This is a genomic window from Salinarimonas sp. NSM (assembly GCF_052380005.1).
GTDB lineage: Bacteria > Pseudomonadota > Alphaproteobacteria > Rhizobiales > Beijerinckiaceae > Salinarimonas.
The window spans coordinates 64,481-75,756 of record NZ_JBQTCJ010000014.1; the positions used below are offsets into that span (position 1 = coordinate 64,481).

12 protein-coding genes and 2 pseudogenes are annotated in these 11,276 nt (G+C 72.7%); 5 read left to right on the top strand and 9 right to left on the bottom strand.

The window, feature by feature from the left end:
* Nucleotides 1–121: 121 nt before the first annotated feature.
* Entirely contained in the window at nucleotides 122–1,489 is a 1,368-nt protein-coding gene (locus tag ACTZWW_RS07955; RefSeq protein ID WP_444780409.1) for an MFS transporter, read from the top strand.
* On the opposite strand, the gene ACTZWW_RS07960 is transcribed toward ACTZWW_RS07955, so the two are convergent.
* Nucleotides 1,476–1,796 (bottom strand): YbjQ family protein, encoded by a 321-nt coding sequence (locus ACTZWW_RS07960; RefSeq protein WP_444780410.1) that lies wholly within the window; start codon nucleotides 1,794–1,796, stop codon nucleotides 1,476–1,478. The genes ACTZWW_RS07955 and ACTZWW_RS07960 overlap by 14 nt on opposite strands.
* A gap of 162 nt (nucleotides 1,797–1,958) precedes the next feature.
* Here ACTZWW_RS07960 and ACTZWW_RS07965 point away from each other — a divergent pair, with 162 nt between their 5' ends.
* Nucleotides 1,959–2,660 (top strand): D-lyxose/D-mannose family sugar isomerase, encoded by a 702-nt coding sequence (locus ACTZWW_RS07965; RefSeq protein WP_444780411.1) that lies wholly within the window; start codon nucleotides 1,959–1,961, stop codon nucleotides 2,658–2,660.
* A gap of 125 nt (nucleotides 2,661–2,785) precedes the next feature.
* Nucleotides 2,786–3,457, top strand: a complete 672-nt coding sequence (locus ACTZWW_RS07970; protein WP_444780412.1) for a carbonic anhydrase — start codon at nucleotides 2,786–2,788, stop codon at nucleotides 3,455–3,457.
* A 6-nt stretch (nucleotides 3,458–3,463) separates the two neighbouring features.
* Here ACTZWW_RS07970 and ACTZWW_RS07975 read toward each other — a convergent pair whose 3' ends face one another.
* From ACTZWW_RS07975 to ACTZWW_RS08000, 6 genes and pseudogenes are all read right to left on the bottom strand, one after another.
* Nucleotides 3,464–3,772: a hypothetical protein gene (locus ACTZWW_RS07975; RefSeq protein ID WP_444780413.1), complete on the bottom strand. Its 309-nt coding sequence runs from the start codon at nucleotides 3,770–3,772 to the stop codon at nucleotides 3,464–3,466.
* Nucleotides 3,773–3,854: 82 nt separating this feature from the next.
* A complete protein-coding gene (gene arsJ, locus ACTZWW_RS07980) occupies nucleotides 3,855–5,093 on the bottom strand; it encodes an organoarsenical effux MFS transporter ArsJ (protein ID WP_444780414.1) in 1,239 nt (412 codons plus the stop codon).
* A 14-nt stretch (nucleotides 5,094–5,107) separates the two neighbouring features.
* A complete protein-coding gene (locus ACTZWW_RS07985) occupies nucleotides 5,108–6,157 on the bottom strand; it encodes an ArsJ-associated glyceraldehyde-3-phosphate dehydrogenase (protein ID WP_444780415.1) in 1,050 nt (349 codons plus the stop codon).
* Between the two features lie 19 nt (nucleotides 6,158–6,176).
* Entirely contained in the window at nucleotides 6,177–7,238 is a 1,062-nt protein-coding gene (arsB, locus tag ACTZWW_RS07990) for an ACR3 family arsenite efflux transporter (RefSeq protein ID WP_444780416.1), read from the bottom strand.
* Nucleotides 7,239–7,240: 2 nt separating this feature from the next.
* Entirely contained in the window at nucleotides 7,241–7,783 is a 543-nt protein-coding gene (locus ACTZWW_RS07995; RefSeq protein ID WP_444780422.1) for an arsenate reductase ArsC, read from the bottom strand.
* Between the two features lie 96 nt (nucleotides 7,784–7,879).
* Nucleotides 7,880–8,227: pseudogene (locus tag ACTZWW_RS08000) on the bottom strand (ArsR/SmtB family transcription factor); the annotation flags it as partial.
* A 29-nt stretch (nucleotides 8,228–8,256) separates the two neighbouring features.
* Here ACTZWW_RS08000 and ACTZWW_RS08005 point away from each other — a divergent pair.
* Nucleotides 8,257–8,787, top strand: a complete 531-nt coding sequence (locus ACTZWW_RS08005) for a DUF6653 family protein (RefSeq protein ID WP_444780417.1) — start codon at nucleotides 8,257–8,259, stop codon at nucleotides 8,785–8,787.
* Here ACTZWW_RS08005 and ACTZWW_RS08010 read toward each other — a convergent pair.
* The gene (locus ACTZWW_RS08010) at nucleotides 8,771–9,847 is read right to left on the bottom strand and encodes an SDR family oxidoreductase (protein ID WP_444780418.1); all 1,077 of its coding nucleotides are present in this window, start codon (nucleotides 9,845–9,847) and stop codon (nucleotides 8,771–8,773) included. The two genes, ACTZWW_RS08005 and ACTZWW_RS08010, sit on opposite strands and share 17 nt — an antisense overlap.
* Before the next feature lie 112 nt (nucleotides 9,848–9,959).
* A complete protein-coding gene (locus ACTZWW_RS08015) occupies nucleotides 9,960–10,568 on the bottom strand; it encodes a thermonuclease family protein (protein WP_444780419.1) in 609 nt (202 codons plus the stop codon).
* A gap of 321 nt (nucleotides 10,569–10,889) precedes the next feature.
* Here ACTZWW_RS08015 and ACTZWW_RS08020 point away from each other — a divergent pair.
* A pseudogene (locus tag ACTZWW_RS08020) lies at nucleotides 10,890–11,276 on the top strand (hypothetical protein); the annotation flags it as partial.

The window sequence follows — 11,276 nt, forward strand, 5'->3', positions numbered from 1 at the left end:
GCTAGAACGGGTGCGATCCACCCGGAGACGCCGCATGCAGCCCGACGCGCCCGCGCGAGACACCGTTTCCGCGCCGGGTCCCTCGCCTACGTCCCCGCCGGGCGGCCGCGACGCGAAGCAGGTGAGCGCGCCGCGCCGGGCGCTGGTGGGATGGGCGCTGTTCGACTGGTCGACGCAGCCCTTCTTCACGCTCGTCGTGACCTTCGTGTTCGGGCCCTACTTCGTCAACGCCGTCGCCTCCGACCCGGTCTCGGGCCAGACGCAGTGGATGCTCGCGACGTCGGCGGCCGGCCTGTCGCTCGCGATCCTCTCGCCCGTCCTCGGCGCCATCGCCGACGCCGGCGGGCCAAAGAAGCCGTGGACCCTCGCCTTCGGCGCGCTGATGGGCGCGGCCGCGGCGCTCCTCTGGCTCGTGCCGCCCGCCGCCTCCTCCGGCCTCGTGCTGCTCGCGCTCGTCGCCTTCGCCGTCGCGACCGTCGCGGCGGAGCTCGCGGGGACCTTCAACAACGCGATGATGCCCGCGCTCGTGCCGCCGCACCGCCTGGGACGCCTGTCGGGCGCCGGGTGGGCGACCGGCTACGCGGGCGGGCTCGTCTCGCTCGCGATCGTGCTCGCGCTCCTGGCCGCGAGCCCGGAGACGGGACGCACGCTCGCGGGGCTCGAGCCGCTCTTCGGCCTCGACCCGGTGGCGCGGGAGGGCGACCGGATCGTCGGGCCGCTGACGGCGCTGTGGTTCGCGGTCTTCATCGTGCCGCTCGTCCTCTTCACCCCCGACGCGCCGCGCGGTGGCCGCCCGTTCGGCGCGGCAGTCCGCGACGGTCTCGCCCGCGTGCGCGGGACGATCGCGGACGCGCGGCGCGACCCGGCGATCGGGCGCTTCCTCCTCGCCCACATGGCCTACCAGGACGGGCTCGTCGTGCTCTTCGCGCTCGGCACCATCTACGGCGCGGGGCTGTTCGGCTGGAGCACGGTTGAGCTCGGCGTCTTCGGCATCCTCATCCTCGTCACCGGCACGCTCGGCGCCCTCGCCGGCGGGCCGATCGACGACCGGATCGGCCCGCGTGCCGTCATCCTCGGCAGCCTCGCGATCCTGGCGCTGGTCACGGTCGGCGTGCTCTCGCTCGGCGAGCGCCACGTCCTCTTCGTGGTCGAGACGGCGCCGGCCGGCGGCCCGGGGCTCTACGGCAGCGTGCCCGAGCAGGTATTCCTCGGGCTCGGCCTCGTCATCGGCGCGCTGGCGGGGCCGCTGCAGGCCTCCTCGCGCTCCCTCCTGGCGCGGCTCGTGCCCGCCGGCGACGCCGGGCGCTGGTTCGGCCTTCTCGCCCTGTCGGGCAAGCTCACGGCCTTCCTCGGTCCCTTCCTCGTCGCCGTGTTCACCGGCCTGTTCCAGACCCAGGCCGCGGGGCCGATGGTGCTGCTCGCCTTCTTCCTCGTCGGCGCACTGCTCGTGCGCGGCGTGCCGAACGGGCGCGGCGTCAGCGCAGCGTGACCGCCGTGCCCGAGGCCGTGACGAGCATCATGCTCTCCTTGGCACCGATCGCGCCGTAGTCCAGGTCGACACCGATGACGGCGTTCGCCCCGAGCTTGCGCGCCTCGTCGAGCATCTCGTTGATGGCCGTGTCGCGCCCGTCGCGCATCACCCGCTCGTAGGCCCCCGAGCGCCCGCCGACGATGTCGCGGATCGAGGCGAAGAAGTCCTTGAAGATGTTGGCGCCGAAGATCGCCTCCCCCGAGACGATGCCGTGGTACTGCACGATCTGGCGTCCTTCGACGCCGTTCGTGGTGGTGACGATCATGCCCGTCCCTCCCCTTCATGCGGGTGCGCGCCGCCGCTCGGCGCGGGGCGGCAGTCGATCCCGGGGCCGCGCGGGCGTCAAGGGCCATACGCGCGGGTGGCGCGCCGGCGCCGCCGCCTGTAGGCTCGCCGCTCCCTCACCGAGCCGGGCTTCGCGTGCCGCATGAGACGCTCCGAGATCAACGCCATCCTGCGCGACGCCGACGCCTTCATCCGCTCCTTCGGCTTCGTTCTGCCGGCCTTCGCGCAGTGGGAACCGGCGCGCTTCGCCTCCGAGCGGGAGCGGGTCGCGGGCATTCTCGAGGCGGGGCTCGGCTGGGACGTGACGGATTACGGCCAGGGGCGCTTCGACGCCGTGGGGCTCGTGCTCTTCACGTTGCGCAACGGCCGCGCGGCCGATCTCGCCCGCGGGCGCGGCATGCTCTACGCCGAGAAGCTGATGATCGTCGGGCGCGACCGGCTCGGGCCGATGCACCGCCACGTGGTCAAGGCCGAGGACATCATCGTGCGCGGTGCCCGCGACGGCGCGCGCCTGGCGCTGCGGCTCCACGCCCCCGCCGAGGACGGGAGCATCGACCGCCGCGCCCCCGTGCGGGTGCCCTGCGACGGGATCGTCCGCGAGGTCGAGGCCGGCGGCGTGATCGATCTCGGCCCGGGCGAGAGCATCACCCTGGAGCCCGGCGTCTGGCACGCCTTCTGGGGCGAGGGCGGCGACGTGCTGGTGGGCGAGGTCTCCACCGTCAACGACGACGCGACGGACAACGTCTTCGAGCCACCCCTGCCCCGCTTTCCCACGATCGAGGAGGACGAGGAGCCCTTCCGGCTCATCGTCGGCGACTACGCCCGCCTGCGCAGTCTTCCATAGCTTGCCTGTCGAACCCGGCTAATCTACACGCGTTTCATGGACGATCGCCGGGCCCGGCGGTCGGACGCGCGCGGCTCTCGCGGGGGGACGATCTCCCGAGGGCCCGACGAAGCGAGGAGCGCGGCATGATTCCGGACAGGCTCGTCGAGGGTTATCGCGATTTCCTGACAGGACGCTTCGCCGACGAGCGTGCGCGCTACGCCGAGCTCGCCGAGAGCGGGCAGAATCCCGAGATCATGGTGATCGGCTGCGTCGACAGCCGCGTCTCGCCGGAGGTGATCTTCAACGCCGCGCCGGGCGAGCTGCTCGTCGTGCGCAACGTCGCCAACCTCGTGCCCGCCTACGAGCCGGACGGCGACACCCAGCACGGCACGTCCGCCGCGCTCGAGTTCGGCGTCCAGGCACTCAAGGTGAAGCACATCGTGGTCCTGGGGCACGCCCGCTGCGGCGGCATCCGCGCCTTCGCCGACGAGGCCTCGCCGCTCTCGCCGGGCGATTTCATCGGGCGCTGGATGAGCCAGATCGCGCCGGCGGCGGAGAGCCTCGGCCCGCGCCGTCCCGGCGACGGGGACGCCTATCGCACGCGCCTCGAGCTCGCCTCCGTCGAGCTGTCGCTCGAGAACCTGATGACGTTCCCGTGCGTGCGCACCCTCGTCGAGCGGGGGCGGCTCACGCTCCACGGCGCGTATTTCGGCATCGCGTCGGGCCGCCTGCTGGTGCGCGATCCGGCGAGCGGGACCTTCGAGCCTGTGGCCCAGAACACGCCGGCCCGGCGCGCTCTGCTGCACTGCGTCTGACCCGCGTCAGCGCCCCCCGGATCCGTCGTCCGCTTCGCGGTCGTCCCCGGAGAGATGGCGGGTCGTCTCCGGCGTCTCGCGCGCCGTGAGCTCTCCGTGGCCGGATGCGTCGCCGCCGGCGCCGCTGGTCGCCGCGCGATAGGCCTGCGCCTCCCCGCCCGGATCGCCCCAGGCCTCGCGCTGCGTGAGGCTGCCCTCCGCGCCGCCTTCCTCGACCGGCGCAGGTCCGCTGCGCTGCCGGTTGCGCAGGCGCCCGACGTCCTCGTCCTTCAGGTTCGGGCGGTCTCGGCGGGGATCGTTGCTGTCGGCTGCCATGGTCGGGCTCCTCTGGCTACGCGGGCGACCGACGGGCAATGGCCGGGGCGCGGGCGGGGTTCCCGGCGCGTGCGCGGACGCCTCAGGTCGCCGCCTGTGCCGCCTTCCCCCGCGGGAGCGCCAGCGTCACCGCGAAGCAGATCGCGAGCATCACGGCCGAGCCGAGGAGGCAGGCGAGGATGCCGCCCGCCTGGTAGAGCAGCCCCGAGAGGAGCGTTCCCGTGAAGCGCCCCGCAGCGTTCGCCGCGTAGTAGAAGCCCACGTCCTCCGCCGCCTTCTCCGAACCCGCATAGGCGAGGATGAGGTAGGAGTGGACGGAGGAATTCACCGCGAAGGCGACGCCGAAGACGCCGAGCCCCACGACGAGCATGAGGTCCGGCCGGCCGATCCCGCCGGCGAGCGCCGCGGCGATCAGCGCCGGCACGGCGGCGAGCGCGAAGGACCAGGCCCGCGCCCCGTCGACCTCCGCGCTCACGCCGTCGGGGCTGCGCTTGACGAAGGCGGGGGCGGCCGCCTGCACCGCGCCGTAGCCGATCGTCCAGGCGGCGAGGAAGCCGCCGACCATGGTGAAGGTCCAGCCGTTCGCGTAGAGAAACACCGGCACGCCGACGACGAACCAGACGTCACGCGCCCCGAACAGCGCCACGCGGGCGCCGGCGAGCAGGTTCACCCCGCGCGACTTGGCGAACAGCTCACGCGCGCTCTTCGACGCCTTGGCCTTCCCCATGTCCCGCGGCAGCGCCAGGAACACGCTCGCGAGCACGAGCGCGAGCGCGCCGGCCATCACCCACAGCGCCTGCGAGAAGCCGAGCGTCTGCAGCAAGACGCCGCCGAGGAAGAAGCCGAAACCCTTCATGGCGTTCTTCGAGCCGGTGAAGAACGCGACCCAGCGGAACAGCCGGCTCTCGCCGGCGTCCTCGCGCGCCAGCGCCTCCGCCACCTTGATGGCGCTCTTCGACGCGGTCTTCGTCAGGTCCTTGGCGACGCCGCACACGCCCTGCGCCGCGACGACCCAGGCGACCGCGAGCGCCGCCGCCCAGTCCGGCGAGACGGCGGAGAGGACGAGGAAGCCCGCGATCTGCGTCGCGAGTCCCGTCATCAGCATGCGGGTGACGCCGAAGCGTGTGGCGAGCCAGCCGCCGATCATGTTCGCGCCGATGCCCGCCGCCTCGTAGAGAAGGAAGAGGAAGGCGAGCGTGAAGGGCGAGTAGCCGAGCTGGAAGAAGTACAGGAGCACCAGCATGCGCAGCGCGCCGTCGGTGAGGGTGAAGCCCCAGTAGCTCGCGGTGACGATGGCGTAGTTGCGCGCCCCGGCGGTCATGGCGGATCTCCCCTTCAGAGCCCGACGCGCGCCATGTGCGTCACGAGGTCGACCATGCGGCAGGCGTAGCCCATCTCGTTGTCGTACCAGGCGTAGACCTTCAGCAGCGTGCCGTCCGTGACCATGGTCGAGGGCGCGTCGACGATCGAGGAGCGGGTGTCGCGCGCGTAGTCGGCGGAGACGAGCGGGCGCTCCTCGTAGCCGAGGATGCCCGCGAGCGGCCCCGCCGCGGCCTGCGCGAAGAGCCGGTTGACCTCCTCGGGCGTGGTCTCCCGGGCGAGCTCGAAGACGCAATCGGTCAGCGAGGCGTTGAGCACCGGGGCGCGAACGGCGTGGCCGTTCAGCTTGCCCTTCAGCTCGGGGTAGATCAGCGCGATGGCGGTGGCGCTGCCCGTCGTCGTCGGCTGCAGCGAGAGCATGGCCGAGCGGGCACGGCGCAGGTCCGCGTGCACCGCGTCGGTGACGACGTTGGTGTTCGTCGGATCGTGGATCGTGGTGATCTGCCCGTGCCGTATGCCGATCGCCTCGTGAACCACCTTCACCACCGGCGCGAGGCAGTTCGTGGTGCAGGAGGCGGCGGTGACGATCGGGTGACGACCCGGGTCGTAGAGGTGCTCGTTGACGCCGACCACGACGTTCAGCACGGAGGGGTCCTTCACCGGCGCAGCGACGACGACGCGCCGGGCGCCCCGTGCGAGATGGCCCTCGAGCACGTCCGGCTTCAGGAACTTGCCGGTCGCCTCGATCACGACGTCGACGCCCAGATCGCCCCACGGGATGTCCCCCGGCGCGCGGTGCTGCGAGAACGCGATCCTGCGATCGCCGATGCGGATCGCGCCCTCCCCCTCGGCCCGGATCGGCACGCGCCAGCGACCCTGCACCGAGTCGAACTCGACGAGGTGCGCCAGCGCCGACGCCGAGCCCTTCAGCTCGTTGACGGCGACGATCTCGAGCCGGTTGCCCCGGCGCGGATCGTCGTCCGGCCGCTCGGCGCCGCCGAGCGCGGCGCGCAGGGCGAGCCTGCCGATTCGGCCGAGGCCGTTGATGCCGACGCGCAGGGTCATGGAAGATGTCCTTCGAAGGTCAGGGATCGTTGGCGCCGCTCGCCGCCGCTCGCCGCGGGACGCCGCGCTCGTACCAGGCGCGCGAGCGGTTCACGATGGCGACGAGGGAGAGCATCACCGGCACCTCGATCAGCACGCCGACCACCGTCGCGAGCGCCGCGCCCGAGGAGAAGCCGAACAGCGCGATGGCGGTCGCGACCGCGAGCTCGAAGAAGTTCGAGGCGCCGATCAGCGCCGAGGGGCCGGCCACCGCATGGCTCTCGCCGAGCACGCGGTTGAGCAGATAGCCGAGGCCGAAGGTCAGGTAGGCCTGCAGGAAGATCGGCACGGCCAGCAGCAGGATGACGAGGGGCTGCTCGACGATCTGCTCGCCCTGGTACCCGAACAGCAGCACGAGCGTCGCCAGAAGCGCGACGAGCGAGACCGGCTGGAGCCGCGCGAGCAGCGCCTCCAGCGCCGCCGTCCCGCCCCGCGCGAGGAGCCGCCGGCGTGCGAGCCAGGCCGCGATCACCGGCACGACGATGTAGATCACCACCGAGAGCAGGAGCGTCTCCCACGGCACCACGATCGCCGAGAGCCCGAGCAGCAGCGCCACGATGGGCGCGAAGGCGAAGACCATGACGACGTCGTTGAGCGCCACCTGCGTGATCGTGAAGCGCGGCTCGCCCCGGCACAGGTTGGACCAGACGAAGACCATGGCCGTGCAGGGTGCGGCGCCGAGCAGGATGAGCCCGGCGATGTAGCTCTCGATCTGGTCCTGCGGCAGCAGCGGACGGAACAGCCAGCCGATGAAGATCCAGCCGAGCACGGCCATCGAGAACGGCTTGATCCCCCAGTTGACGAAGAGCGTCACGCCCATCCCGCGCCACTGCTTCGTCACCTCGCCCAGCGCGGCGAAATCGATCTTCACCAGCATGGGGAAGATCATCAGCCAGACCAGCGCCGCCACCGGCAGGTTGACGCGCGCGACCTCGATCGCCGCGAGCCCCTGGAACAGCTCGGGCTCGAGCCGCCCCAGCACGATGCCGACGACGATGCACAGGGCGACCCAGAGCGTGAGCCAGCGCTCGAACACGGACATGATCAGGCGCTCTCGCGCTGGGAGGGGACGACGGCACCGACGGAGGCGCCGGTCAGCGTGCCGATCTCGTCGAGCTTCCGCGACAGGGCGAGCCGGTCCAGGCTCGCGATGGGCAGGCTCGTGAACACGCCGATGCGGTTCTTCAGGTAGCGGAAGGCCTGGCCGAAGGCGCGCGCGCGCTCGAAGGGCGCACCCTCGACGGCGGCGGGGTCCTCGATGCCCCAATGCGCCGTCATCGGCTGGCCCGGCCAGACCGGGCAGGCCTCGCCGGCGGCGGCGTCGCAGACGGTGAAGACGAAATCGAGCTGCGGCGCATCGGGCTCGGCGAACTCCGTCCAGGACTTCGAGCGAAGGTCGTCGGTCGGCATGTCGAAGGCCTCCAGCACCTCGAGCGCCAGCGGGTCGACGGCACCCTTGGGCCGCGAGCCCGCCGAGAAGGCGCGGAAGCGCCCCGCCCCCTCCTTGCGCAGGAGGCTCTCGGCCATGATCGAGCGGGCGCTGTTGCCGGAGCAGAGGAAGAGCACGTTGTAGACGCGGTCCGGCATGGTGGCGGGCATGGGCAGGCTCCCCAGGATCGGCGCGCAGACCTCCGGGCGCCCCCCGCAGCACTCCTCCAGGAGGAAGCGCACGAGATCCGTCAGGCTGTCCAGCCGCGCCCGATAGACGATCGAGCGGCTCTCGCGCCGGCCCTCGACGAGACCGGCGCGCTCGAGATGCGCGAGATGGAACGACAGGCCCGAGGACGACGCGCCCACCGCCTCGCCGATCGACCCGGCCGCCATGCCGGCCTCTCCGGCGCGAACGAGCAGCCGCAGGACCCGCAGGCGCGTCTCCTGCGACAGGGCACCGAAAGCCGAGAGCGCGTCGCGTTCGAGCACGCTTCCATATCTCCATATCTCTTGAGATCTCGTATCATAGGGGCCGACGGCTGTCGAGCCTCGACGGCGCGTGCCCGGCGGGATAGCGGTGACGCCGCGCGGCGCCCTCACGCGGCGAGGCGCGGCGGAGGACGGCTGTGATGGACATCTTCAAGGCGTCCGAGCGCCTGATGGCGATGGACGATGCGGCCTGGGAGCGGCACGCCCACCCGATGAGCGTCTACACGCGCATGCTGCTGGGGCTGCCGCTCCTCGTCGCGGCGATCTGGTCGCGGGCCTGGATCGGGTGGTGGGCGCTCGCGGCGGTGGCGGCCGTGGCGGCGTTCACCTGGGCGAACGCGCGCATGACGTCGCGCCCGGCCTCCACCGACAATTGGGCATCGAAGGCGACGTTCGGCGAGCGCGTGCTCCTCGCCCGCGATGCGGTGCCGATCCCGGCGCATCATCGGGTCATGGCGAACCGGTTGACGGCTCTGGCCTCCGCGGGCGTGCCGTTCCTCGCCTTTGGCCTGTGGGCGCTCGACCCCTGGCCCACCGCGTTCGGCATGGGGCTCGTCTACGCCGGCAAGCTCTGGTTCCTCGACCGGATGGTCTGGCTCTACGAGGACATGCGTCGGGTCGAGCCCCGCTACGAGGCCTGGCTGCGCCGCCGCGTCAGCGACGGTGGATGACGGCGCGCGGCGTCGCCCGGCCCGAGGCGGGCGCCGATCGCGCGCGCCGGGACGGCGTGCGGCCGGCGGCGTAGACCAGCGCGGCGATCCCCGCGCCCGCCGCCACCGCCGCGGCGGTGGCCAGCCCGGGGTGCATCGTCGCCTGCGTATAGGCGGACGTCTTCAGGGTGAAGGGATATTCGCTGCGCTCGGAGCCGTCGCCGCCCGGGCCGTAGAGACTCGAGTCGCGGCGCGGGCCCGCCGGGCGGTTCGTCTGCTGGAGGCCGGGCATGATTCGGCCCATCACCCGGTCCGCCGTGCGCGGCGCGAGCGACGCGCCCCACGCGATCAGCCGACCGCCGCCGCCGACGACGAGATCGCGCACGTCGTGGGTGCAGGCGTGGAGGATCGCGCGGGCCACGGTCTCCGGCTCGTAGACCGGAGGCGGGTTCTGCGGTGCGTGGTCGAGGTAGTTCTTCGCGTGCTCCTTGTAGGGCGTGTTGATCGCCGACGGCTTGATCAGCGTGATCGAGACCCGCGCGTCCGTCACGTCCATCTCGGAGCGCAGCGCCTCGGTGAAGCCGCGCACCGCGGCCTTGGAGGCGGAATACGGCCCCTGCAGCGGGATGGCCCGATCGCCGAGCACGGAGCCGACGTTGACGATCTTGCCGCCGCCGCGGGCGCGGAAATGCGCCACCGCTGCGCGGCAGCCGTAGACCGTGCCCCAGAAGTTCGTGTCGAAGAGCCGGCGCATGTCCTGCGTCTCGACCTCGTCGATACGCCCGTAGACCGCGACGCCCGCGTTGTTGATCCAGGTGTCGAACCCGCCGTAGGTGCGGATCGCCTGGTCACTGATGCGCATGATGTCGCGCTCCTCGCCGACGTCGGCGACGCAGGTCGCGACTCGCGCGCCACCCTCGCGCAGCTCGCGTGCGACCCTCTCGAGCGCGTCCGCATTGCGCGCGGCGAGGACGAGGCTCGCGCCCTCGGCCGCCAGCCGGCGCGCGGTGACGAGGCCGATGCCGCTCGTGGCGCCGGTGAGGACGATGACCTGCTCGTTCAAGGGCTTCAGCCGCGCCATGGATCGCGCTCCCGTTCGTCGTGTATCGATGCGGGCGGGAACGGGGCGCGGCGGCGGGGGTTCCGCGGCGGCTTCGGGGGCGCGCCGGCGTGACGCGGGCCGCGAGGGAGCGTCAGCGATGGGCGGGCGCGAAGCCGGCGGCGCGGGCCTGCGCCTCGCTGCAGAACCATCGCTCGCCGCTGGCCTCGTCGATGCGGGTCTCGGCGAAGCTCGGGCTCGCGGGCGTGTGGTAGAGCCGCCGGCCGGAGCGGCTGATGTTACCCTTGATCGTGCAGCCGTTCGGCCCCGCGAGCACGGTCGATCCCGTGCGCTGCGCGGCGCGATGCTCCCACGGCGCGAGCGCCTGCCCGGCGAACACCCCGCGCCCGTCCCGGCGCGCCGCGCTCTCATGCGCGACGTAGCGCTCGCTGAACTCCCGGTAGGCGAAGGCGAGCCCCTCGGCGACGAGCGTCTCGTTGACGTCGCGCCCGCCGATCCGGCAGATCGCGACGATGCGCTCGTACTGGTCGCGATCGCGCTCCTCGCAGGCGACGACCCGCCCCTGCACGAGCTGAGCGAGCCGCCGCGCCGCGACGTCGCCGCAGGCCCAGGCGCGCCCGCGCGCGTCGGTGCAGGCCTGATCCCCCTCGGGCGCGTCGATCCCGAAGAGGCGGATGCGCAGGTCGGGCCCGCTCCCCGCCCCTTCGAGCGCGATCGTGTCCCCGTCGACGACGCGGGCCATCCCGCGGTGGACGTCGCCGTCGGCGGCGCCGGCGGGTGCCACGACGGCAGCAAGGATGAGGGCGAGAGCGCCGAGAATCGACGGGAGAGCGGGGCAACGCATCCGCCGATATCAGGGGATGGCGCGGGAGGACACAACTTGAAAATGGGCGGCGAACACGACCTTGAATTAGCAATGCAACTCTGACGCGGATGACGCAGAACATCACCCGAGAAGGACGCGCGCATCTCCGGGCGTCGTCCGCGCCGCAGCCCCGGCGATAACGGCGGGTTAACCATACCGTCCCAACATGCAGGGGAACGACGCAGGGCTCCCACCGGCATGATCAGCACGCGCACGGCCCTCGGCCTCATCCTCGCGGCCCCGCTCCTGGCGGGCTGCGGCTCGAGCGAGCGCAAGCTCTTCAGGACGACGCAGGTCACGCTGGCCTCGCCGCTCTCGGGGCCCCTGCAGCCGATCCCGCCGGTGCTCCCGGCGCGCGACGCTCCGCCGGCGCTCGCGGTCACGCCCACGTCGGTGCGGATCGAGGCGCCGCGGGAGCCGGCGCTGCCGGCCGAGATACCCGCCTCGCTTCCCCGCGCCGACGGCCCTGCCGAGGCCGCGGCGGACGCCCCGCGCCGAACGCCGGGCATCCTCGTCCAGCCCGAGGCCCAGGTGCAGGTGACGCGCACCGACGCGGCGGCCCCCGCCGCGGCCGCCCCCCAGGCG